This window comes from Kribbella sp. NPDC051587 (genome assembly GCF_044453945.1).
Taxonomy (GTDB): domain Bacteria; phylum Actinomycetota; class Actinomycetes; order Propionibacteriales; family Kribbellaceae; genus Kribbella.
The window spans coordinates 1,205,207-1,227,222 of the sequence record NZ_JBITDE010000001.1 but is presented as its reverse complement, the minus strand read 5'-3'; the positions used below and the strand labels follow the sequence as shown (position 1 = coordinate 1,227,222).

The following is a 22,016-nucleotide window of genomic DNA, read 5'->3' as shown; positions in this document are numbered from 1 at the left end:
CCAGGCACGCAAGCCGGTCGAGCTAACGCGGTACAAAGGAACTCCAAGTCGTGCCCTGGTCGGTGCTGACGAGCACAGCCCAAGGAAAGCGAGGGTGGGCTTCCGCCGGGTCAGACCAGAGTTCGACGATGCCGGAGATGAGGTTTTCGTCGCCGCGCAGCTCGGAGCGCGGGGCTGAGGACGTGCTGGAGGTCCAGCTCTTGTCGGCCGGGACCGGTGCGATCTGCCCGTCGTGGACGCGGAGCAGATATTGGTTCTCCCGCGCGCCGCCGGTCTGAATCAGCAAGGCTGTGCCGTCGTTGAACGCTACCGGCCAGTCCGCGGAGAGTTTCTGGGACACCGGAATCGGGTGCCAGTCTGCGCCGCCGTTCGTCGACATCTTCAGGGCGGTGACCCGCTGGAAACCGCTGAGTCGTGCGCCGGCCAGGATGGTCCGGCCGTCCCGGCTGACGGCGAGGAAGGCGGGCCCGGAGCTCTCGTCGAGTGTGGTCGGCTGCCAGTTCTTGCCGTCCTCGGTCCGCAGGATCCGGCTGCCGTCGGTGGTGTCGAGCATCCACCAGCGACCGGCGTCGTCGCGGACCGGCGAGACCGGGAACTGGATGCCCGGTGGCTGAACCCGCCGCAGGGTGGACTTCTCGACGTTCACCGCGTCGATGTTGCCTGGTGTCAGGGAGGGGACCAGTACTTCGGACTTCGGGGCGAAGGTCCTGGACGGCCGGGCGTAGCGCAGGGCGGTACGGACCGGTCCGTTCGGTGTGAGGCGAACCAGGAAGCTGTCGGACCAACTGGCGTCGTCGGAGGTTCCCCGGTCGGGAGGGGCGAGCAGGATGAGTTCGTCGCCCCGGCGCAGGATCTGGTACGGCATCGACCGCGCCGGCATCGCCACCTTGACCCCGTCCCACTTCACGACCGCGCTGTAGCTGCAGGACGGCAGACACCTGGACCAAGCGGACATCCAGCGGTCCGGGTCGATCACCGCGACAGAGCTGAGCTCGGACTCGGGATCGGCGACGAGGCTCTCGCCCACGGCGTCGGAGCCGGGAGAGTACGAGACACCGTCACCTGGCACGTACGACGATTGCGCGGCGACCTGAGTGTTCTCGAGCCGACTGATCGGCAGCCCGATCACCAGCGCCAGTACGGCGGCCGTCGCGACCATCAGGGCCACGCGCCGCCGGCGGCGACGTCGTACCCGGTAGGTGAGGCTTGGGAAGGCGGGGGCGTGGACGGAGTCGTGCACCGCCCAAGCGAGTTCCTTCAGCTCAGACATGGTCGACCTCCTCGACGAAATCGCGCACCAGCGGGCCGAGGCGGGTGCGGCCGCGGGCGAGGCGGGCCTTGACGGTTCCTTCGGGTACGCCGAGCTGCGCGGCGACCTCGCGGACCGGCAGATCGACGATGTGGTGCAACGTGATGACTTCGCGCTGCTCCCAGGGCAGCCGGCGAAGAGCGTCGACCAGCGCCACGTGGTCAGGTGAGAGACCGGGGACCGAGTCCGCGGTGGGACCGGTACGGCGCATCAGCCGCTGGAAGGTGGCGGCGCGACGGAAGCGACTGCGGACGATGTTCAGGGCGACCGTACGCAGCCAGCCCTCGGGGTTCTCGATCGCGCTGAACCGGCGCGGCTTCTCGAGCGCCCGGATGAACGCCTCCTGGACGGCGTCCTCGGCCTCGGCGAGGTTCCCACAGACGACGAAGAGCTGGGCCACCAGCCGGCGGTAGCAGCCGTCGTACAGCTCACGCACGTCGTCCACCGCCCACCACCCCTCCCCAGTCGGTACCGAGCCTCTGCCAGCACGACTCCCGAGCGGGCGCCGTTGGTTGCTCAGTGTGATCCAGCTCACATCGTCGGCTGGCTAGGCTCAATGCTTGTGGCTGATGAGTGGCTCGACGTACGGCGTCGTCTGGTGGGGAACCGGTATCAGTTGGCCGTCGTGGCGGCTGGTGATTATCCGGCGGAGCGTCGCGTGGCGGGGACGCCGCTGCTGGCGCCGGCGTCGTGGATTCCGGCGGAGCCCATACCTCTGACGTCCCTTCGGCTTGAGTTCGATCCGCGCGCGGTCTTCACCGGGGTGACGGGGCATGAACCTTTCGCGAGGGAGTCGCTGCCGACGGAGTTCGGGTCTTATGCGGAGGCGATCAAGGGGCTGGCGCCTCCTGCCGTCTTCGAGGATCGGCCGACGTACCGGCTGACGTTCGCGGACCTGGCCGGGCCGGATCCGGTACTGCGCTTTGGCCGCGGCACCTACTTCGACAGCATCAACACGGGTGAGGCCGCCGCCCACGAGTACGCAGCGCAGCGCGGACGCCTCAGAACGGCCATCGGCGACCCGTGGGATGTGACGCGACGGCCGACCAATGTCGCGATCAGCACGCTCACCATCCGCGCCGATCGGGAGCCGACGTTCTTCCTGCACTGGCGTGATCCGGCCAAGGTCGGCCACGCCGGCGGGCTCTACCAAGTCGTCCCCGTCGGCATCTTCCAGCCGAGCACGGACGAGCAGCACGATTTCTCACTCTGGCGAAACGTTGTCCGCGAACTCTCCGAGGAGCTCCTCGGCGAATCCGAGGAGTACGGAGACGCCCCGATCCGGTACGACGATTGGCCGTTCGCCGCACGTCTCGCGGCCGGACTGGAAGCCGGGGAGGTGCGGGCGTACTGCGTGGGACTGGGTGTCGACCCGCTGACCTTCGCGACCGACCTGCTCACGGTGCTGTCGATCGACGCACTCGTCTTCGACGAACTGTTCGGTGGGCTGGTGGAGACCAACGAGGAGGGTCGGGTCCTGGAACCCCAACCCTTTACGGCCGAGGTGGTGGACGACTTCGTCCACCACCAACCGATGCAGGCTGCCGGTGCGGCTCTGCTCCAGCTCGCCTGGGCCCACCAGCTCGCTTAGACGAGGTCAGACGCGGCGGAAGATCAGGGCTCGCTTGACCTCTTGGATGGCCTTGGTGACCTCGATGCCGCGGGGGCAGGCGTCGGTGCAGTTGAAGGTGGTGCGGCAGCGCCACACGCCTTCCTTGTCGTTCAAGATCTCCAGGCGCTGTTCGGTGCCCTCGTCACGGCTGTCGAAGATGAACCGGTGGGCGCCGACGATGGCCTGCGGGCCGAAGTACTGGCCGTCGGACCAGAAGACCGGGCAGGACGTCGTACAGGCGGCGCAGAGGATGCACTTGGTGGTGTCGTCGAAGCGGTCCCGGTCGGCCTGGGACTGGATCCGCTCGCGGGTCGGCTCGTGGCCGCTGGTGACCAGGAACGGCATCACCGAGCGGTAGGCGTCGAAGAACGGCTCCATGTCGACGACCAGGTCCTTGAGCACCGGCAGGCCCTTGATGGGCTCGACGGTGATCTCCTTCTCCGGGTTCAGGTCCTTGATCAGCGTCTTGCAGGCCAGCCGGTTGCGGCCGTTGATCCGCATCGCGTCCGAACCGCAGACGCCGTGCGCGCAGGACCGGCGGAACGTCAGCGTGCCGTCCTGCTCCCACTTGATCTTGTGCAGTGCGTCCAGGACCCGGTCGGTCGGCTGCAGGGTGACGGAGTACGTCTTCCACTCCGCCTCGTCGACGACCTCAGGGTTGTACCGGAGGATCTTGACCTTGACGTCCATCAGTACTTCCGCTCCATCGGCTTGTAGCGGGTCTGGATCACCGGCTTGTAGTCCAACCGGATATTTACGTTGCCTTCGGCATCGATGTCGCGGTAGGCCATCGTGTGCCGCATGAAGTTCACGTCGTCCCGCTTGTCGTAGTCCTCGCGGAAGTGACCGCCGCGGGACTCCTTGCGGGCAAGGGCGGAGACGACCAGCACCTCGGCCAGGTCGATCAGGAAGCCGAGCTCGACCGCCTCGAGCAGGTCGGTGTTGAACCGCTTGCCCTTGTCCTGGACGGAAACCTGGGCGAAGCGTTCCTTGAGCGACTCGATGTCGACCAGCGCCTGCTTCAGCGAACCCTCGGTCCGGTACACCTGCGCGTTCAGGTCCATGGTTGCCTGCAGGTCGGCCCGGATCGCGGCCACCCGCTCGGTGCCCTCAGCGTTCCGCATGCCCTCGATCAGGTCGACCACGAAGGTCTCCGGCGCGGCCGGCAGCTCCTCGAACTCGGCGGTCGCGGCGTACTCGGCGGCGGCGATGCCGGCCCGCCGGCCGAAGACGTTGATGTCGAGCAGCGAGTTCGTGCCCAAACGGTTGGCGCCGTGGACCGAGACGCAGGCGACCTCACCCGCGGCGTACAGGCCGGGGATCACGTCGTCGTTGTTGGCCAGCGCCTCGCCCTTGATGTTGGTCGGGATGCCGCCCATCGCGTAGTGCGCGGTCGGGAAGACCGGGATCTGCTCGGTGTAAGGCTCGACGCCCAGGTAGGTACGGGCGAACTCGGTGATGTCCGGCAGCTTGGCGTCGATGTGCGCGGGCTCGAGGTGCGTGAGGTCGAGCATCACGTAGGCCTTGTCCGGGCCACAGCCACGACCCTCGCGGACCTCGTTCGCCATCGCGCGCGCCACCATGTCGCGCGGCGCGAGGTCCTTCACGGTCGGCGCGTAGCGCTCCATGAAGCGTTCGTTGTCCGAGTTGCGCAGGATGCCGCCCTCACCACGAGCGGCCTCCGACAGCAGCACGCCGAGACCGGCCAGACCGGTCGGGTGGAACTGGAAGAACTCCATGTCCTCCAGCGGCAGGCCCTTGCGCCACACGATGCCCATGCCGTCGCCGGTGAGCGTGTGGGCGTTCGACGTGGTCCGGAAGACCTTGCCGAAGCCGCCCGAGGCGAACACGATCGACTTGGCGCTGAAGATGTGCAGCTCACCGGTGGCCAGCTCGTAGGCGACGACACCGGTCGCCCGGCCGCCGACCATCAGCAGGTCGAGAACGTAGAACTCGTTGAAGAACTCGACGTTCTGCTTGATGCACTGCTGATACAGGGTCTGCAGGATCATGTGGCCGGTCCGGTCCGCGGCGAAACAAGAACGCCGTACGACGGCCTCACCGTGGTTGCGGGTGTGACCACCGAAGAACCGCTGGTCGATCTTGCCCTCGGCGGTCCGGTTGAACGGCAGCCCCATCTTCTCCAGGTCGAGGACCGCGTCGACGGCCTCGCGGCACATCACCTCGGCCGCGTCCTGGTCGACCAGGAAGTCACCGCCCTTGACCGTGTCGAAGGTGTGCCACTCCCAGTTGTCCTCCTCGACGTTGGCCAGCGCGGCGCACATGCCGCCCTGAGCCGCGCCGGTGTGCGACCGGGTCGGGTAGAGCTTGGTGAGCACCGCGGTCCGGGTCCGCTTGCTCGACTCGAGGGCGGCGCGCATGCCGGCCCCACCCGCGCCAACGATGACTACGTCGTACTGATGCCGCTGCATATCTTGAGGTTCCTTACTTGCAGACCGACAGCGTGGAGCTGGGGTCCAGGCAGGGATCGAAGGTGAAGATGACCAGCGTGCCGAGGACGACGATCACGATCGCCGCGGTGATCAGCAGGGCCTTCAGCCAGAACCGCGTCTGGTCCTTCTCCGCGTAGTCGTTGATGATCGTGCGCATCCCGTTGCTGCCGTGCAGCATCGCCAGCCACAGCATCAGCAGGTCCCAGACCTGCCACAGCGGGTTGGCCCACTTACCGGCCACGAAGCCGAAGTCGAGCGCGGTGATCCCGCCGCCGAGCATCAGGTTCACGAACAGGTGACCGAGCACCAGGACCACCAGCGCGAGCCCGGACAGCCGCATGAACAGCCAGCTGTACAGCTCGAAGTTGGTCTGGCCCGACCGGTTCCGGCCGCCGCCCTTGAGGGAGCGTGCTCGGGTGCTGGAGCGCGGAGTCGCCAAGTTGGAGGATGACAGGTCGCTCATCTCAGCCTCCGAAGACGTGCGTCAGGTGCCGGATCACGAACGGCACGAACAGGACGACCCAGATCACGCCGACGCCGATCATCAGCTTGCGCTGGTTCCGCGGGCCCTTGGCCCAGAAGTCGACCAGGATCAGCCGGATGCCGTTGAACGCGTGGAACAGGATGGCCCCGACCAGGCCGACCTCCATCAGGCCGACGATCGGGTTCTTGTAGGTGCCGATGACCTCGTTGTAGGCCTCCGGCGACACCCGGACCAGCGCTGTGTCGAGCACATGCACGAGCAGGAAGAAGAAGATTCCCACGCCGGTGATCCGGTGCGCGACCCATGACCACATGCCCTCCCGGCCACGGTAGAGCGTGCCGGCTGGTTTGCTGGGCAAACCGATCCTCCGATCGGATCTCGGAAAAGAGAGCCGGTGCGGCTGCCGCGATCGGCTCGGCCGGTGGAAACCCGGCCGGGTTCGATGGTAGTCCCGCTGGGTTGGCGCTTTTGTCCTGACAGGTGTGACATCGCTCTCGCGCGTGTCGGAGGGTCCCCTGCAATGGCCCTGCGACCTGGGTCACGAGTGGCCCTCGACGGCTGACCCCGTCGTGTCCTTGACTTCAACCGGGCTTGAAGGCCGAGAGTCTGAGCACCAATTGAGGGGAGATTACGGTGAGTTTCTGGATCTGTGCGACCTGTGCGGTCGAGCACTCCGAGCAGGTCGAGGTCTGTGCGATCTGCGCCGACGAGCGGCAGTGGGTACCGGCCGACGGTCAGCACTGGACCACGCTGGACGAGCTGTCCGCGGCGGGCACGTCGGTAGCCGTCGAGGAGGTCGAGCCGGGCCTGTACGGCGTGACGTCCAAGCCGCCGGTGGGGATCGGGCAGCAGTCGATGCTGGTGACAACTGCCGAGGGCAACCTGCTGTGGGACCCGATCGGCTATGTGGATGACGACGCCGTACGGCGGATCCGGGAGCTCGGCGACGTGGTCGGGATCGTTGCCAGCCACCCCCATATGTACGGCGTCCAGGTCGAGTGGAGCCACCGGCTGGGGAACGTGCCGGTCTACGTCTCCGAACCGGACGCCCATTGGGTGGCCCGGCAGGATGCGGCCATCACGCCCTGGACCGGCGTACTGAAGCCGTTGCCCGGAGTAACCATCATCCAGCCAGGCGGTCATTTCCCCGGGAGCGCGGTCGTGCACTGGGCAGATGGTGCCGAGGGCAAGGGAGTCGTGCTCTCCGGAGACACCATCTTCGCGAACCCGGACCGCACCTCGGTGAGCTTCATGCGCAGCTACCCGAACCGCATCCCGCTGTCGGGTGCGGTCGTCGACCGGGTGGCGAAGGCGTTGGACCCGTACGAGTTCGACCGGCTCTACAACAACTTCGGCTCGGTCATCCCGGTCGACGCCAAGGCCGTCGTACGGCGTTCTGCTGACCGACACATGGCCTGGACCAGCGGAGAGTACGACCACCTCACCTGATGGCTCAGGCGGCGATGCGGGACTGGGCGAGGCGGGTGTGGAGGGCGAGCATGTGGCGGATGCAGGTGTCCCAGTCGTAGAGCTCGGCCCGGCGACGGGCTGCGGCTCGGCGGCCGGGGACCTGCGCCAGCTGGAGCACGGCGTCGGCCAGGGCGGACGGGTTGGCCTGGCCCCAGCGGCCGCAGGTCTCGTCGACCAGCTCGCGGGCGCCACCGGTGTTCGCGGTGACGACCGGCGTACCGGCCGCGAGAGCCTCCAGTACAGCGAGGCCGAACGTCTCGCCTGGGCAGACCGACAGGGCGATGTCCGCCTCGGCCAGATGGGTGGCCAGCTTGTGGCGACCGTCGACGTACCCGTGGAAGGTGATCGGCGCCGAGCCCGCGATCTCGAGCAGTTCGTCGAGATGTGGGCCGGTGCCGTACACATCCATCTGCAGCTTCACACCGCGCCGGTGCAGCTCAGCCGCAGTGGCGACCGCGAGGTGCGGGCTCTTCTCGCGGGACAGCCTGCCGGCATGTACGAGCTTCAGTACGCCGTCATCTGCCGGCTGGCCGAGTGACGGGTGGAAGGTCTCCAGGTCGACACCGAGCGGGATCCGGACCAGCGGCGTGGTCACATCGTCGAACTCGGCTGCGGCGTACCGGGACGTCACCACGACCGCGTCGTACGTGCGGCTGAGGATCTTGTAGAGCGCGGCCACTGTGGCGACCACATGCAGCTGGCTGGCCTTCACGCCCTCTGCTCGCCGCTGGACGCTCTCGCCGGTCCAGCGACTCGTGTAGGTGGTGACCTCGCCCAGCATCCGGCCGGGACGCAGTACGTCGTGCCCGCCGAGCTGGCCGGGTCGCGCAGCACCGAGCGCCAGCATGGCGTCCAGGCGCTCGTGGCTGAACAGGACGGTGCCGATGTCGTTCTTGCGCGCCCAGCGTGCCACCGGGAGCAGCGTCGACTTGTCGGAGATCTCGACCGTGGTCGGCTGGAACTTCTTCAGTACGTCGATCACGTTCCACGGCGTGGTGATCAGCCGGTAGCCGCCACTCACCTTGGGCGCCTTCACCCGGACCACCGTGCCGAACTCGGTCTCGACGATCTCGTCCCGCTCGCCTGGCGTGATGACGATCCGGTCCGCGCCGGCATCGACGTACCCGCGACCGATGTGCTCGATCGCGGTCCGCATCCCGCCCGAGGTCGGACCGACGAAATTCGCGAGCTGCGCGATCCGCAGGCTACTCACGCGACCCGCCGGACGGCGGCGGCGTCGCGGAGGACCTGGGCGTAGTGCCGGTCGACCAGGTCGTCGACCACCGCCGGCCAGGTGCGGGACTGGACTCGCTGGAGGCCGCTGGCGGCCATCCGGCCGCGGGCCTCGGGGTGGTCGAGCAGGGTTTTGACGGCGGTGCGCAGTGAACCGGCCTCGCCCGGTTCGAAGAGCAGGCCGTTGACGCCGGGGTGGATCAGGTCCAGCGGACCGCCGGCGGCCGGGCCGACGGTGGCGACCCCGGAGGCCTGCGCCTCTTGGATGGTCTGGCAGAAGGTCTCGTGTTCACCGGTGTGCACGAAGACGTCCAGCCCGGCGAAGATCGAGGCCAGGTCGGCGCCCCGGCGCATCCCGAGGAAAGTTGCCTGCGGCAACGCGTGCTCCAGTGAGGCGCGGTCCGGACCGTCGCCGACGATCACGATCCGGCAGTCCAGATCGGTCAGCTCGGCCAGCCGCCGCACCTTCTTCTCCGCGGCCAGCCGGCCGACGTACCCGACGATCGGCTTGCCGTCCGGGGAGATCTCCCGGCGCCAGCTCTCGTCCCGGTGCTGCGGGTCGAACAGGTCGAGGTTCACGCCGCGGCCCCAGTGGTAGACCCGCGGGACGCCACCCTGCACGAGCGCCTCCACCGACGCGGTCGACGGGGCCAAGGTGCGGTCGGCGCGCGAGTGCGTCCGCCGTACCCAGCGCCAGATCCCGCGGTCCGCGGCGGCGAACCAGGGGTACTGCCGGGCGAAACCGGCGATATCGGTCTGGAAGATCGCGACCGTCGGCAGCCCGAGCCGGCGCGCCGCCCGCAGCCCGTAGGCGCCGATGATGAACGGCGAGGCCAGGTGCACCAGATCGGGCTTGAACTCGGCCATCGCCCGCTCGATCGAGGGGTCCGGCAGCCCGACCGGGAACTCCTTGTACCCCGGTGTCCGGAAGCTCCGCGCCCGGATCACCTGCACGTCGCCGTAACTGTCGGGGCCCGGTCCGGGCGCGATGATGAGCAGCTCGTGCCCGCGGGCCCGGAGCCGGTCGGCGACATGGCGAGCCGTGTTCGCCACGCCATTGATCTGCGGCAGGAAGGTCTCGGCAACCATCACGATTCGCACACTTCGGAGGTTCCCCACCGCGCATGAACCCTCGGCGACGTGTCCGTGACACGTTGTGGATTCCCTGTCGACGCGTTCAAGGACGCTTGATGTCTGCCCGGTGACATGCTGGCGTCATGTCGCTGCCAGAACGCGAACGGGCGGGGACAACAACAGGTGATAGCACGATTCGAGTTGGATTGATATCATGCACCCATGAGACAGCTGCTACTTCGTGTACCTGACGACCTGCATGCCAGGTTGACGGCTCGCGCCCAGGAACAGGGGCAGTCGGTCAATGCGCTGGCGACTGAACTACTCGACCACGTGATCGAGGAAGACGCTGCCTCGTTACGACGACGGCTGCGAGCCAAGGCCCATCAGTTGGGGGTGCTGGCGGAACCGCACGCGCCGCGCCGGCTGCTGTCTCCGGCTGAACGGCGAGCAGCACTCGATTCGGCGCGCGGTTTGGGACAGGTTGTCGACGAAATCATGGAAGACGGCCGCTGAATGATCATCTATGTCGACTCGTCCGTGCTGGTACGCGCTTACCTGCCGGACGAAGACGGGCACGCGGCCGCAAACGATCTGTTGGTCGGCGAGGATGCGTTGGTGACGTCTACCTGGACGCTGGTCGAGGTCACCAGCGCTCTGACGCGTGCCGCCCGTGGTGGTCGTGCGAACCTGGATGACCTCCTGGCGGCGTTCGAGGCGGACACGGCGGTTGATGGCCCGGTTACTCTGCTCCGCCCGGACGCGGTGGCGGTCGAGGCGCGGGCGACCGAGATCGTTCGCGAGTACGCGATCAGGTCATTGGATGCGTTGCACCTGGCGGTGGCCGAGCTGGCCGCGTTGCCGCTGGCGTCGCCGGAGTCCTGCGGATTCGCCAGCCGCGACTCGGCTCAGGCAGAAGTGGCGGCCAAGCTCGGCTTCCTGGTGCTCTGAAGGCATCAGCTGTTCGAGGTGACGAGGGGAACGTACGTGCCGTAGCGGGTGGCATCCCTGGTCAGCAGGCGGTGCCCGGCGACCGCTGCGTGGGCCCCGCCCCCGCAACCGGGCTGCGTGCCCGATCTCACGGGGGTGGTGCATACCAGTGGAGGGGTGGTTGCGCCTACGGTGGGGAGATGAGTCATCGCAGTGAGTCCGGGTTCGAGTTCGCGCCGGTGTACGACGCGGGCACGCTGGACGGGTTCGATCCCGCGGCGAAACTGGGGGAGCCGGGGAAGTTCCCGTACACCCGGGGTGTCTACCCGACCATGTACACCCAGCGGCCGTGGACGATGCGTCAGTACGCCGGGTTCGGGACGGCCGCGGAGTCGAACCAGCGGTACCACCAGCTGATCGACGCGGGGACCATGGGGCTGTCGGTGGCCTTCGACCTGCCGACGCAGATGGGGTACGACTCCGACGCCGCGATCGCGTCCGGCGAGGTCGGCAAGGTCGGGGTGGCGATCGACTCGATCGACGACATGCGGATCCTGTTCGACCGGATCCCGCTGGACCAGGTGTCCACCTCGATGACGATCAACGCGCCGGGCTCGGTGCTGTTGCTGCTGTACCAACTCGTCGCCGAGGAGCAAGGGGTCTCCGGTGAGCAGCTCACGGGGACGATCCAGAACGACGTACTGAAGGAGTACATCGCGCGGGGGACCTACATCTACCCGCCGAAGGAGTCGCTGCGGCTGATCAGCGACATCTTCGCGTACTGCAAGGCGGAACTGCCGCGCTGGAACACGATCTCGATCTCCGGCTACCACATGGCCGAGGCGGGCGCGACGCCCGCGCAGGAGATCGGGTTCACGCTCGCGGACGGGATCGAGTACGTGCGGGCCGCGGTCGCGTCCGGGCTGGACGTCGACGAGTTCGCACCACGGTTGTCGTTCTTCTTCGTGGCGCGGACGACGCTGCTCGAAGAGGTCGCGAAGTTCCGTGCCGCGCGCCGGATCTGGGCGCGGGTGATGCGGGACGAGTTCGGCGCCAAGAACCCGAAGTCGCAGATGTTGCGCTTCCACACGCAGACCGCCGGCGTGCAGCTGACCGCCCAGCAGCCCGAGATCAACCTGGTACGGGTCGCCGTGCAGGGGTTGGCCGCCGTACTGGGTGGGACGCAGTCGCTGCACACCAACTCGTACGACGAGGCGATCGCCCTACCGACCGAGAAGGCTGCGCGGCTGGCGCTGCGCACGCAGCAGGTGCTGGCGTACGAAACGGACATCACCGCGACGGTGGATCCGTTTGCCGGCTCGTATGTCGTCGAGGCCCTGACCGACGAGGTCGAGGCCGAGGCCGTCGAGTTGATGAAGCAGGTCGAGGAGTACGGCGGTGCGGTCGCCGCGATCGAGAAGGGCTTCCAGAAGCAGGAGATCGAGCAGTCGGCGTACCAGATCTCGCTCGAGATCGACTCGGCCGAACGCGTCGTGGTCGGGATGAACAAGTTCAGGATCAGCGAGGAGGAGCCCTACGAGCCCCTCCGCGTCGACCCCGCCATCGAAGCCCAGCAGGTAGCCCGCCTGGCCACCCTGCGCGCCGAACGCGACCAGGCCGAGGTCGACGAAGCCCTGGCCGAACTGAAGAAGGCCGCCGAAGGCACCGACAACTGCCTCTACCCCATGAAGCGGGCCCTCAAAGCCCGAGCCACCGTCGGCGAAGTCTGCAACACCCTCCGCGAGGTCTGGGGCGTCTACGTCCCCGCCGACACCTTTTAAGGACACCGCTCCGGCGTCGGCTCTTTTGCGCCTCCGGCGGGAGCGCTGCGTGGTGCCGGGCTGGGGTTGGTGGAGCGGCGGCGGACCTGAGCCACTCACCAAGTGCCGCACGCGCCTTCCTGATGAGCCGAGCCAGGCGTGGCGCCGGCGGGCGACCGCGACTTAGTGAGTGTCTGGCGTCCGCCCCAACTCGCGACGGGGAGCCGCGTTGACCCACGCGCTCACGCTCGCCGCCCGTCCAGCAGCCACGGCGGCGCGGGCAGCCTCGACCAGAGCCCGGTCGACCGTCACCGACAACTCGCGCTTCGCACCCATGCCGCCATCTTCCTCCGCTGGTGCGAGACGCGCTCCGGCCGGACATGCAGTTGCGATGAGCATGGGCTTAGCGCTCGTCGACTCGCGCGGAACCGCGGTGCGAGCTCCGCCGGAGTGGCAAGGGGCAGTCGCCGCGGAGCGGTGTCGTTTTAGTCGAGGAGGGCGGCTGAGGTGAGGAGGGTGGTGGCTAGGGAGATGGACTCTTCCGACGGGTCGAAGGTGGGGGTGTGGAGGTCGCCGGTGGTGTCGAGGGTGGGCGGGCGGACGCCTAGGCGGGCCATGGCGCCGGGGACGTGCTCGAGGTACCAGGCGAAGTCTTCGCCGCCGAGGGACTGGTCGGTGGGGGCGATGGCGCCGGCGCCGAGGGTTTGCTGGGCGGCGGAGCGGAAGACGTCGATGGCGGTGGGGTCGTTCATGACGGGCGGGACGCCGTGGGTGACCTCGGTGTCGACCTGGACGCCGTACGGGGCGACCAACTGGTTGGCGAGCTTGGGGATGAGGTCGGCGGCCTGGCGCCAGGCGTTGACGTCGAGGCAGCGGAGGGTGCCTTCGGCCTCGCCTCGGGAGGGGATGGCGTTGGCGGCGGAGCCGGAGGTGATGCGGCCCCAGACGAGCGACATGCCGGCGCGAGGGTCGACACGGCGCGACAAGGCGGCCGGGAGTTCGGTTACCAACGAGGCCAGCGCGTAGACGAGGTCGCCGGTGAGGTGCGGGCGGGAGGTGTGACCGCCGGGTCCGCTCAACCGGACGAGGATGCGGTCGGCTGCCGCGGTCAGCGCGCCGACACGCAGGCCGACCTGACCAACCTGCAGGCGCGGATCGCAGTGCACGCCATAGATCCGCCGTACGCCGTCCAGTCCGCCCGCCGCGATGACCCCCAGCGCGCCACCGGGCATCACCTCTTCGGCCGGCTGGAAGATCAGCCGGACTCGCCGATCGAGCTGTCCGTCGCGAGCCATGCCGGCCAGCACCAGCGCGGCGCCGACCAAGCCGGACGTGTGGATGTCGTGACCGCAGGCGTGGGCCACGCCGTCGATCGTCGACCGCCACGGCGCCTCGACGCCGTCCGGTACCGGCAGCGCGTCGATGTCGGCGCGCAGCGCGACGCACGAGTCACCGGAGCCGATGTCGCAGATGAGCCCGGTACCGGTCGGCAGCACGCGCGGCGAGAGGCCGGCGTCCTTCAGGATCCGCTCCAGGACCTCGGTGGTCCAGACCTCGTGCCAGCCGAGTTCGGGGTGGGCGTGCAGATCACGCCGCAGGTCGAGCGTGGTCTCGCGCACCTCCTCGACCCGCGCGAGGACGTCGGCGACCAGCAACTGATGACTCATGCCCGCGATTGTGACATGAGCCCTGAATCGTTCACCCACTGTTAGCGCGACACACGGTGAGCGCAACCACGGAGCGTGCGCAGCGTGACCGCCGCCGGGCGCTCGGTGATCGCACCGCAGGAGTTGCGGAAATGTGACGAAAGTGCCGGTCACTTTCCGGTATCGAGGTCAACTTGGCGTTCTAACTAACACTGGCCGCCCCTATAGTCTGCGGATGGCACGCAGGGGCAGGCGTGCGGGCCAACAGTCTGGTACGACGAAGGAGACGTCCGGTGAAGAAGTTCGTGCGGGGAACCGCGATCGTGGGCGTGCTGACGCTCGCCGTTGCCGCTTGTGGTAGCAAGCCGACGGACAGCGGGACGAGCGGAGGCTCGGACAACAAGGCGTTCAAGGCCTGCATGGTCTCCGACTCCGGTGGTTTCGACGACAAGTCGTTCAACCAGACGTCGTACAAGGGTCTGCAGGACGCGGTGAAGGCCAAGGGCCTGACCGAGGTCAAGGCCGAGTCGAAGTCGGACAACGACTACCCGACCAACATGACCGCGATGGTCGCGGCCAAGTGCAACGTGATCGTGGCCGTCGGCTTCAAGCTCGAGGACGCCACCGACAAGGCCGCGAACGCGAACGCCGGCATCAAGTTCGCGATCGTCGACTCCGCTCCGGCGAAGCCGATCGCCAACGTGAAGCCGCTCAGCTTCAACACCGCGCAGGCATCGTTCCAGGCCGGCTACCTGGCCGCCGCGATGTCGAAGTCCGGCAAGGTCGGGACCTTCGGCGGCCTCAAGATCCCGCCGGTGACGATCTTCATGGACGGGTTCGCCGAAGGCGTGGCGTACTACAACAAGCAGAAGTCGAAGAACGTCACCCTGCTCGGCTGGGACGAGGCCAAGCAGGAGGGCCTGTTCACCGGTGACTTCGAGGACAAGGCCAAGGGCCAGAACAACGCCCAGAACCTGATCACCCAGGGCGCGGACATCATCTTCCCGGTGGCCGGCCCGTCGGGTCTGGGTGGTCTGCAGGCCGCCAAGGCCAGCAACGGCAAGGTCAACGCGATCTGGGTCGACACCGACGGCTGTGAGTCCGCCGCCGAGTACTGCTCGGTCCTGATCAGCAGCGTCAAGAAGGGTATGGACGTCGCCGTTCAGGACGCGGTCACCTCGGTCGTCGACAACAAGTTCGACAACAAGCAGTTCATCGGCACGCTGGAGAACGGCGGCACCGGGCTGGCTCCGTTCCACGAGTTCGACAGCAAGGTCCCGGCCGAGCTGAAGACCGAGCTGGACCAGATCAAGACCGACATCATCGGCGGCAAGATCACCATCACGTCCAAGGCGCAGCCGCAGGCGTCCTGATCTCCTCCGTAGTACGGTGCGAGCCAGGAAGGCAGACCGACCAGGTCGAGCCTTCCTGGCTCTCGGTCTGAGAAGAGGGGCTGCATGCATCTCGAGCTGTCCGGCCTGACGAAGAGCTTCGGCTCGCTGGTCGCCAACGATCACATCGACCTGGTCATCGAACCGGGCGAGATCCACTGTCTGCTCGGTGAGAACGGGGCCGGCAAGAGCACGTTGATGAACATGCTCTACGGGCTGCTGCAGCCCGACTCCGGCGAGATCGTGATCGACGGCGACAAGGTCAAGATCACCTCGCCGAGCGACGCGATCAACCACGGCATCGGCATGGTGCACCAGCACTTCATGCTGGTCCCGGTCTTCACCGTCGCCGAGAACATCATGCTCGGCCGGGAGAACACCCACGCCGGCGGCGTACTGGATCGCAAGAAGGCGAACCGGCTCGTCACCGAGCTCTCCGAGCGGTACGGGTTCGAGGTCGACCCCGAGGCGCTGGTCGAGGACATCCCGGTCGGTGTCCAGCAGCGGGTCGAGATCATCAAGGCGCTGACGAACGACGCCAAGGTGCTGATCCTGGACGAGCCGACCGCGGTGCTGACGCCGGCCGAGATCGACGAGCTGATCGCGGTGATGCGCCAGCTCAAGGAGAACGGCACCTCGATCGTCTTCATCACCCACAAGCTCAAAGAGGTCAAGGCGATCGCGGACAAGATCACCGTGATCCGCCGCGGCAAGGTGGTTGGCCAGGCCGAGCCCTCCGCGACCGAGGAGGAGCTGGCCGAGCTGATGGTCGGCCGTGCGGTCGACCTGGTGGTCGACAAGGAGCCGGCGCAGCCGAAGGACGCCGTACTGCGGGTCAGCGGTCTGACCGTGATCGACGAGCGTGGCTTCACCGCCGTCGACAACATCGACCTGGAGGTCCGGGCCGGCGAGATCCTCGCGGTGGCGGGTGTCCAGGGCAACGGTCAGACCGAGCTCGCCGAGGCGCTGCTGGGCCTCACTCCGATCGCCGCCGGCAGCATCACGCTGGACGGTCAGGAGCTGACCGGCAAGTCGACCCGGCACCGCCTCGACGCCGGCATCGGGTACGTCCCGGAGGACCGTGGGCATGACGGTTTCGTCGGCTCGTTCACGGTCGCCGAGAACCTGGTCCTCGACCTGTTCCGCAACGCGCCGTTCGGCAACGGGCTCGCGCTGAACACCGACGCGATCGACGAGAACGCGCGCGCCCGGGTGGACGAGTTCGACATCCGCACCCAGGGCATCGGCCTGACCGTGTCGTCGCTGTCCGGCGGCAACCAGCAGAAGGTCGTGCTGGCTCGCGAGCTGTCCCGGCCGCTGAAGCTGCTGGTCGCCTCGCAGCCGACCCGCGGCGTGGACGTCGGCTCGATCGAGTTCCTGCACCACCGGATCGTGCAAGAGCGTGACCAGGGTACGGCGGTCCTGATCGTCTCCACCGAGCTGGACGAGATCGCGGCCCTGGCCGATCGGGTCGCGGTGATGTACCGCGGCAAGGTGGTCGGCGTCGTACCGGCCGACACCCCACGCGACGAGCTCGGCCTGATGATGGCCGGTGCCTCCAAGTCCGAGGCGCACGACGTCGCGATCGAGCACCCGACCACGTTGGGAACCATCTAGATGAGCACAGAAACAGCCCCGGCCCCAGTGCAGCGGCCGGCCCAGGCGCCGGAGCGGTCCGGGCTGCCGTCGTGGGCGATCCAGGGCCTCGTCTCGCTGAGCGCGATCGTGCTGGCGCTGCTGGTCGGCGCGATCCTGATCATCGTCGGCGACGACGACGTGAAGACAGCGGTCGGGTACTTCGGCGCGGCGCCGATGGACACGATCTCCGCGGCGCTCTCGGCGGTCGGCGAGGCCTACAAGGCGCTCGCGGTCGGCGCGATCGGCGGGATCGACCCGATCAGCGAGTCGCTGACCCAGGCCACCCCGCTGATCTGCGGCGGTCTCGCGGTCTCGCTCGCGTTCCGGACCGGACTGTTCAACATCGGCGCCCAGGGCCAGCTGATCATGGGCGCGGTCCTCGCCGGGTACGTCGGTTTCGCGTGGCACCTGCCGCCGGTCCTGCACCTGATCGTCGCGATCGTCGCCGGCCTGATCGGCGGCGCCATCTGGGGCGGTGTGGTCGGCCTGCTGAAGGCTCGCACCGGCGCTCACGAAGTGATCGTCACGATCATGCTGAACTATGTCGCGATCTACCTGCTGCAATGGTTGTTGACGACAACGACCTTCCAGCGTCCCGGCCGGGCCGACCCGATCTCACCGGTCGTCGACGCCAACGCGCAGTACCCGCAGTTCGGTGACACCCGGCTGCATCTCGGCTTCCTGCTGGCACTGGTCGCCGCGGTCTTCGTCTGGTGGCTGCTGAACAAGTCGACGATCGGCTTCGAGCTGCGCGCGGTCGGTGCGAACGCGGACGCCTCGAAGACGGCCGGTATGTCGGTCGGCCGGGCCTACGTGATCGCGATGGTCGTCGCCGGTGCACTCGCCGGTCTCGCCGGCACCCAGCAGGTCCTCGGTACCGACCTGCCGCTGACCGACGGCGTGGCCGCCTCGGTCGGGTTCGACGCGATCACCGTCGCGCTGCTCGGCCGCGGTACGCCGCTCGGCACCGTGCTGGCCGGTCTGCTCTTCGGCGCACTGAACGCGGGCGGTCTGCAGATGCAGCTGATCACGCAGACCCCGCTGACACTGACAACGGTGCTGCAGGCAACGATCGTGCTGTTCGTGGCGGCTCCCGCGCTGGTCCGCTCGGTCTTCCGGTTCCTGCCGAAGGACCGCGGATCCGGGACCATCCTCGCGAAGGGTTGGAACGGATGAGCTCCTCGACGGTTCAGGACACTGTGCCGGCCGCCGCTCCGGTGGCGATCGAAGCACCCGCGGACCGCGTTCGCCGGTTGCGCGTCGGCGGTCTGATGCTGGTCTTCGCGCTGATCGGTCTCGGTCTGGCGATCTTCACCAAGAGCGGCAAGGCGACGTTCCAGCTGGTCTCCGGCGATCTGACCGGCAACCTGCTCGGTCTGCCCGCCAAGCCGGTCGCGCTGCTGCTCGGTGCCCTCGGCGTCCTCGCCGCGGTCGCCTACGTACTGCGCCGGGTCCCGCAGAAGTGGTCCGGCTGGCTGGCCGTCGTACTGGGTGTCAGCTTCATCGGGGCCTTCCTGTGCTGGGCCGCGGCGGGCAAGACCTTCCCGCTGGCCAACCAGTTCCAGGGCACGCTGAACTTCGCCACTCCGCTGATCCTCGGCGCGCTGGCCGGCGTGCTGTGTGAGCGGGCCGGTGTCATCAACATCGCGATCGAGGGCCAGTTCCTGGTCGGCGCGTTCACGGCGGCGGTGGTCGCCAGTACGACGGGAAGCCCGGTCGCGGCGTTGATCGCGGCAGCGGTGTCCGGCGTACTGATGGCTGTTCTGCTCGCGGTGTTCTCGATCAAGTACCTGGTGAACCAGGTGGTGCTCGGCGTCGTCCTGGTCGTGTTCGCGACCGGTGTGACGGGCTTCCTGTTCGACCAGTTCCTGCAGGAGGACGCGGCGCACCTGAACACGCCGGACGTGCTGTCGGCGGTGAAGATCCCCGGACTGGGTGACATCCCGTTCATCGGGCCGATCCTGTTCAACCAGACCGTGCTGGTCTACCTGACCTACATCGCGGTCGCGGTCGTCACGTTCGTGCTCTTCCAGACCCGGTGGGGCCTCCGGGTCCGCGCGGTCGGCGAGCACCCGAAGGCCGCCGACACCGTCGGTATCCGGGTCAAGCGAGTGCGGTACTCCGCCGTACTGTGGGCCGGCGTTCTGGCTGGGCTCGGTGGCGCGTTCTTCACCGTCGGGTACGCCGGTTCCTTCGCGAAGGAGATGACCGCGGGGAACGGCTTCATCGCGCTGGCCGCCCTGATCATGGGCCGCTGGCACCCGATCGGCGCGATGGTCGCGGCCCTGTTCTTCGGCTTCGCCACCCAATTGCAGTCCCAGCTCCAGATCATCCAGACCCCGATCCCCGGCGAGCTCCTGCTGATGGCTCCCTACCTGGCCACCATCATCGCCGTAGCCGGCCTCGTAGGCCGAGTCCGAGCCCCCAAGGCCGACGGCGAACCCTACGTCACCGAGTAACCCCGTTTGGTGGGTTCACCCACTAAACGGGAGGTTCCCCCACGGGATTTCGGTACGGGAACCTCGCACTTGGTGGGTTCACCCACTAAACGGGAGGTTCCCCTACGGGATTTCGGTACGGGAACCTCGCACTTGGTGGGTTCACCCACTAAACGGGAGGTTCCCCCACGGGATTTCGGTACGGGAACCTCCTGCTGGGTGGGTTCACCCACCAAATGGGATGCTGGGGTGGTGGATGTGGATTGGAAGGTACTGCGGGAGGCCGCGGTGGAGGCTATGCGGCGGGCTTATGCGCCGTACTCCGGGTACGCCGTGGGGGCGGCGGGGCTGGTGGAGGACGGCCGGGTGGTTGCCGGGTGCAACGTGGAGAACGCGTCGTACGGGTTGTCCTTGTGCGCCGAGTGCGGGCTGGTTTCGGAGCTGCACCGGACCGGAGGTGGGCGCCTGGTCGCGTTCACGTGTGTGGATCAGCACGAGGCGTTGCTGACGCCGTGCGGGCGGTGCCGGCAGTTGCTGCACGAGCACGGTGGGCCGGACCTGCAGATCGAGACGGCGACCGGGAGCCGGCCGTTGCGTGAGTTGTTGCCCGAGGCCTTCGGGCCCGAGTTTCTGGAGGAGAAGTGAGCTTCGACGCGGTCGACGTGATCCGTACCAAGCGGGATCGCGGTGAGCTGAGCGATGGGCAGATCGACTGGGTGATCGACGCCTACACGCGCGGTGACGTCGCCGACGAGCAGATGTCGTCGCTGGCGATGGCAATTCTCCTGAACGGGATGAACCGCCGCGAGATCGCCCGTTGGACCGCGGCGATGATCGCCTCGGGCGAGCGGATGGACTTCGCGAAGCTGTCCCGCCCGACCGCCGACAAGCACTCCACCGGCGGAGTCGGTGACAAGATCACGCTGCCGTTGGCGCCTCTGGTCGCGGCCTGCGGCGTCGCCGTACCGCAGCTGTCCGGTCGCGGCCTCGGCCACACCGGCGGCACGCTGGACAAGCTCGAGTCGATCCCGGGCTGGCGGGCGGCGCTGTCGAACGACGAGATGATGCGGCAGCTCGAGGACGTCGGGGCGGTCATCTGTGCGGCTGGTGACGGGCTCGCGCCGGCCGACAAGAAGCTGTACGCGCTGCGCGACGTCACCGGCACCGTCGAGGCGATTCCGCTGATCGCCAGCTCGATCATGAGCAAGAAGATCGCGGAGGGTACCGGCGCGCTGGTGCTGGACGTGAAGGTCGGCTCCGGTGCGTTCATGAAGGACCTGGCCGATGCGCGCGAGCTGGCCGAGACGATGGTTGCTCTCGGCACCGATGCCGGCGTGAAGACCGTTGCCCTGCTCACCGAGATGTCGGTGCCGCTCGGACTGACCGCCGGAAACGCTTTGGAGGTTCGCGAATCCGTCGAGGTGCTGGCGGGTGGTGGACCTGCGGATGTCGTCGAGCTGACGATCGCGCTCGCGGTGGAGATGCTCGCGGCTGCCGGCGTGACCGATGTCGACCCGGCGGAAAAACTCCGTGACGGTACGGCGATGGACGCGTGGCGCGCGATGATCTCGGCTCAGGGTGGTGACCCGGACGCCGTACTGCCGGTCGCTCCGGAGCAGCACGTCGTACCGGCTCCTGCTTCTGGGGTGCTGTCCAAGCTGGACGCGCTGGCGGTCGGCGTGGCGGCCTGGCGTCTCGGGGCCGGGCGGGCGCGCAAGGAGGACCCGGTGTCGGCGGTTGCCGGTGTGGTCATGCACGCGAAGCCGGGTGACACGGTCACAGCGGGGCAGCCGTTGCTGACGTTGCACGCTGATGACTCGAGCCGCTTTGAGCGTGCGTTGGAGTCGTTGGCCGACGCGGTCGAGGTCTCAGCGTCGTACGAGGCTGGGCCGCTGGTGATCGACCGGATCGGTTAGGAACAGGCGGAAACCGGCTACGGCGAGCCAGATCGGCACGCCGTAGGCGGTCACGCGCTCCATCCCGCCGACGCCAAGGCCCAGGCCGGTGCCGCTGAAGTGCAGCAGCATCGCGGCGATACCGAGTACGCCGAATGCGAAGCCCCACCGGCGGAGCTTGCTCAGCGGGCCAGTGGTGAGGAACGCCGTCATGAGCAGGGCCAGGTTGCCGCAGGTGAAGATGGCGAAGGCACCGCCGACGACATGCAGGTTCTCGTTGACGTCGGCGGGGAACAGCCCGGCCACCATCCAGCCGGCACCTGTTGCCACCAGCAATGATCTGATCACGCGGGCAGGCAGGGTGTGCGGCCAGGCGGCGTGAGTGAGGACCGTGCCGAGGATAATCAGTACGCCGCCGGTCGTGAACGAGACGTTCATGAGGGTGTGCAGCGGCGAGCAGACGTAACGACCGCTGAACGTGCCGCACAGTTCGTTACCGAGATCGCTGATGTTGTTGTTCGTCCAGCTGTACGGCGTCGTCCAGGCGAGCTGCACCAGCACCATCACCAGGAAGAACTGCACCACACCGACGAACCATCCAATAGCCCCGCTCAGAACCCCAATCCGCTTCACCACTCCGACGCTACGGACCGCATCGCCTGGAAGAACTACCCCGAGAGCCC

General features: G+C 67.8%; 22 protein-coding genes. 11 read left to right on the top strand and 11 right to left on the bottom strand.

The features are described from left to right. Window positions 1-22 precede the first annotated feature (22 nt). Window positions 23-1,270 carry a WD40/YVTN/BNR-like repeat-containing protein gene (locus tag ACIA49_RS05865; RefSeq protein ID WP_396375964.1) on the bottom strand — a complete coding sequence of 416 codons (1,248 nt, stop codon included), beginning with the start codon at window positions 1,268-1,270 and terminating at the stop codon, window positions 23-25. Next, a complete protein-coding gene (locus ACIA49_RS05860) occupies window positions 1,263-1,754 on the bottom strand; it encodes an RNA polymerase sigma factor (RefSeq protein WP_396375963.1) in 492 nt (163 codons plus the stop codon). The genes ACIA49_RS05865 and ACIA49_RS05860 overlap by 8 nt, the downstream gene beginning before the upstream one ends. A gap of 117 nt (window positions 1,755-1,871) precedes the next feature. Here ACIA49_RS05860 and ACIA49_RS05855 point away from each other — a divergent pair, with 117 nt between their 5' ends. Further along, window positions 1,872-2,900 carry a hypothetical protein gene (locus tag ACIA49_RS05855; protein WP_396375962.1) on the top strand — a complete coding sequence of 343 codons (1,029 nt, stop codon included), beginning with the start codon at window positions 1,872-1,874 and terminating at the stop codon, window positions 2,898-2,900. A gap of 6 nt (window positions 2,901-2,906) precedes the next feature. On the opposite strand, the gene ACIA49_RS05850 is transcribed toward ACIA49_RS05855, so the two are convergent. From ACIA49_RS05850 to sdhC, 4 genes are read right to left on the bottom strand one after another with little or no spacing between them, the layout of a single operon-like run. Next, window positions 2,907-3,611, bottom strand: coding sequence for a succinate dehydrogenase iron-sulfur subunit (locus tag ACIA49_RS05850; protein ID WP_391543633.1), 705 nt, complete (start codon window positions 3,609-3,611; stop codon window positions 2,907-2,909). Then, complete coding sequence (sdhA, locus tag ACIA49_RS05845) at window positions 3,611-5,353, bottom strand: succinate dehydrogenase flavoprotein subunit (RefSeq protein WP_396375961.1); 1,743 nt, start codon at window positions 5,351-5,353, stop codon at window positions 3,611-3,613. Before sdhA ends, ACIA49_RS05850 begins: the two co-directional genes overlap by 1 nt. Before the next feature lie 13 nt (window positions 5,354-5,366). Next, entirely contained in the window at window positions 5,367-5,837 is a 471-nt protein-coding gene (locus ACIA49_RS05840; protein ID WP_396375960.1) for a succinate dehydrogenase hydrophobic membrane anchor subunit, read from the bottom strand. A 1-nt stretch (window position 5,838) separates the two neighbouring features. Then, window positions 5,839-6,171, bottom strand: a complete 333-nt coding sequence (gene sdhC, locus ACIA49_RS05835; RefSeq protein WP_380106187.1) for a succinate dehydrogenase, cytochrome b556 subunit — start codon at window positions 6,169-6,171, stop codon at window positions 5,839-5,841. A 320-nt stretch (window positions 6,172-6,491) separates the two neighbouring features. Between sdhC and ACIA49_RS05830 the strand changes: the two genes are divergently transcribed. Then, the gene (locus tag ACIA49_RS05830) at window positions 6,492-7,307 is read left to right on the top strand and encodes an MBL fold metallo-hydrolase (RefSeq protein ID WP_396375959.1); all 816 of its coding nucleotides are present in this window, start codon (window positions 6,492-6,494) and stop codon (window positions 7,305-7,307) included. Between the two features lie 4 nt (window positions 7,308-7,311). Here ACIA49_RS05830 and ACIA49_RS05825 read toward each other — a convergent pair whose 3' ends face one another. Continuing rightward, window positions 7,312-8,541, bottom strand: a complete 1,230-nt coding sequence (locus ACIA49_RS05825; protein ID WP_396375958.1) for a glycosyltransferase — start codon at window positions 8,539-8,541, stop codon at window positions 7,312-7,314. After that, entirely contained in the window at window positions 8,538-9,662 is a 1,125-nt protein-coding gene (locus ACIA49_RS05820; RefSeq protein ID WP_391543639.1) for a glycosyltransferase family 4 protein, read from the bottom strand. Before ACIA49_RS05820 ends, ACIA49_RS05825 begins: the two co-directional genes overlap by 4 nt. A gap of 195 nt (window positions 9,663-9,857) precedes the next feature. On the opposite strand from ACIA49_RS05820, the gene ACIA49_RS05815 reads away from it, so the two are divergent. The 3 genes from ACIA49_RS05815 to ACIA49_RS05805 all read left to right on the top strand — a co-directional run bounded on the left by ACIA49_RS05815 (window position 9,858) and on the right by ACIA49_RS05805 (window position 12,346). Then, entirely contained in the window at window positions 9,858-10,151 is a 294-nt protein-coding gene (locus ACIA49_RS05815; protein ID WP_396375957.1) for a toxin-antitoxin system HicB family antitoxin, read from the top strand. Continuing rightward, window positions 10,152-10,586 carry a type II toxin-antitoxin system VapC family toxin gene (locus ACIA49_RS05810; protein WP_396375956.1) on the top strand — a complete coding sequence of 145 codons (435 nt, stop codon included), beginning with the start codon at window positions 10,152-10,154 and terminating at the stop codon, window positions 10,584-10,586. A 179-nt stretch (window positions 10,587-10,765) separates the two neighbouring features. Next, window positions 10,766-12,346 (top strand): methylmalonyl-CoA mutase, encoded by a 1,581-nt coding sequence (locus tag ACIA49_RS05805; RefSeq protein WP_396375955.1) that lies wholly within the window; start codon window positions 10,766-10,768, stop codon window positions 12,344-12,346. Window positions 12,347-12,508: 162 nt separating this feature from the next. Here the strand turns inward: ACIA49_RS05805 and ACIA49_RS05800 are convergent, their stop codons facing one another. Both ACIA49_RS05800 and ACIA49_RS05795 read right to left on the bottom strand, forming a co-directional pair. Next, the gene (locus ACIA49_RS05800) at window positions 12,509-12,661 is read right to left on the bottom strand and encodes a hypothetical protein (RefSeq protein WP_396375954.1); all 153 of its coding nucleotides are present in this window, start codon (window positions 12,659-12,661) and stop codon (window positions 12,509-12,511) included. Window positions 12,662-12,810: 149 nt separating this feature from the next. After that, window positions 12,811-13,992, bottom strand: a complete 1,182-nt coding sequence (locus tag ACIA49_RS05795; RefSeq protein ID WP_396375953.1) for an amidohydrolase — start codon at window positions 13,990-13,992, stop codon at window positions 12,811-12,813. 272 nt (window positions 13,993-14,264) lie between these two features. Here ACIA49_RS05795 and ACIA49_RS05790 point away from each other — a divergent pair, with 272 nt between their 5' ends. From ACIA49_RS05790 to ACIA49_RS05765, 6 genes are all read left to right on the top strand, one after another. Then, a complete protein-coding gene (locus ACIA49_RS05790) occupies window positions 14,265-15,344 on the top strand; it encodes a BMP family protein (RefSeq protein ID WP_396375952.1) in 1,080 nt (359 codons plus the stop codon). Window positions 15,345-15,428: 84 nt separating this feature from the next. Continuing rightward, window positions 15,429-16,979, top strand: coding sequence for an ABC transporter ATP-binding protein (locus ACIA49_RS05785; protein WP_396375951.1), 1,551 nt, complete (start codon window positions 15,429-15,431; stop codon window positions 16,977-16,979). Beyond that, window positions 16,980-18,176 carry an ABC transporter permease gene (locus tag ACIA49_RS05780; protein WP_396375950.1) on the top strand — a complete coding sequence of 399 codons (1,197 nt, stop codon included), beginning with the start codon at window positions 16,980-16,982 and terminating at the stop codon, window positions 18,174-18,176. It abuts the gene before it with no gap. After that, a complete protein-coding gene (locus ACIA49_RS05775) occupies window positions 18,173-19,459 on the top strand; it encodes an ABC transporter permease (protein WP_396375949.1) in 1,287 nt (428 codons plus the stop codon). Before ACIA49_RS05780 ends, ACIA49_RS05775 begins: the two co-directional genes overlap by 4 nt. Before the next feature lie 231 nt (window positions 19,460-19,690). Beyond that, window positions 19,691-20,083 (top strand): cytidine deaminase, encoded by a 393-nt coding sequence (locus tag ACIA49_RS05770; protein WP_396375948.1) that lies wholly within the window; start codon window positions 19,691-19,693, stop codon window positions 20,081-20,083. Continuing rightward, window positions 20,080-21,354, top strand: a complete 1,275-nt coding sequence (locus ACIA49_RS05765; protein ID WP_396375947.1) for a thymidine phosphorylase — start codon at window positions 20,080-20,082, stop codon at window positions 21,352-21,354. Before ACIA49_RS05770 ends, ACIA49_RS05765 begins: the two co-directional genes overlap by 4 nt. On the opposite strand, the gene ACIA49_RS05760 is transcribed toward ACIA49_RS05765, so the two are convergent. Continuing rightward, window positions 21,307-21,966, bottom strand: a complete 660-nt coding sequence (locus ACIA49_RS05760; protein WP_396375946.1) for a DUF998 domain-containing protein — start codon at window positions 21,964-21,966, stop codon at window positions 21,307-21,309. The genes ACIA49_RS05765 and ACIA49_RS05760 overlap by 48 nt on opposite strands. Between the last annotated feature and the right edge of the window lie 50 nt (window positions 21,967-22,016).

Coding starts and splice junctions, on each gene's coding strand:
- ACIA49_RS05865 (WP_396375964.1), bottom strand. CDS start 1,270: ATGTCTGAGCTGAAGGAACTCGCTTGGGCGGTGCACGACTCCGTCCAC.
- ACIA49_RS05785 (WP_396375951.1), top strand. CDS start 15,429: ATGCATCTCGAGCTGTCCGGCCTGACGAAGAGCTTCGGCTCGCTGGTC.
- ACIA49_RS05840 (WP_396375960.1), bottom strand. CDS start 5,837: ATGAGCGACCTGTCATCCTCCAACTTGGCGACTCCGCGCTCCAGCACC.
- sdhC (WP_380106187.1), bottom strand. CDS start 6,171: ATGTGGTCATGGGTCGCGCACCGGATCACCGGCGTGGGAATCTTCTTC.
- ACIA49_RS05775 (WP_396375949.1), top strand. CDS start 18,173: ATGAGCTCCTCGACGGTTCAGGACACTGTGCCGGCCGCCGCTCCGGTG.
- ACIA49_RS05795 (WP_396375953.1), bottom strand. CDS start 13,992: ATGAGTCATCAGTTGCTGGTCGCCGACGTCCTCGCGCGGGTCGAGGAG.
- ACIA49_RS05850 (WP_391543633.1), bottom strand. CDS start 3,611: ATGGACGTCAAGGTCAAGATCCTCCGGTACAACCCTGAGGTCGTCGAC.
- sdhA (WP_396375961.1), bottom strand. CDS start 5,353: ATGCAGCGGCATCAGTACGACGTAGTCATCGTTGGCGCGGGTGGGGCC.
- ACIA49_RS05805 (WP_396375955.1), top strand. CDS start 10,766: ATGAGTCATCGCAGTGAGTCCGGGTTCGAGTTCGCGCCGGTGTACGAC.
- ACIA49_RS05815 (WP_396375957.1), top strand. CDS start 9,858: ATGAGACAGCTGCTACTTCGTGTACCTGACGACCTGCATGCCAGGTTG.
- ACIA49_RS05800 (WP_396375954.1), bottom strand. CDS start 12,661: ATGGGTGCGAAGCGCGAGTTGTCGGTGACGGTCGACCGGGCTCTGGTC.
- ACIA49_RS05780 (WP_396375950.1), top strand. CDS start 16,980: ATGAGCACAGAAACAGCCCCGGCCCCAGTGCAGCGGCCGGCCCAGGCG.
- ACIA49_RS05810 (WP_396375956.1), top strand. CDS start 10,152: ATGATCATCTATGTCGACTCGTCCGTGCTGGTACGCGCTTACCTGCCG.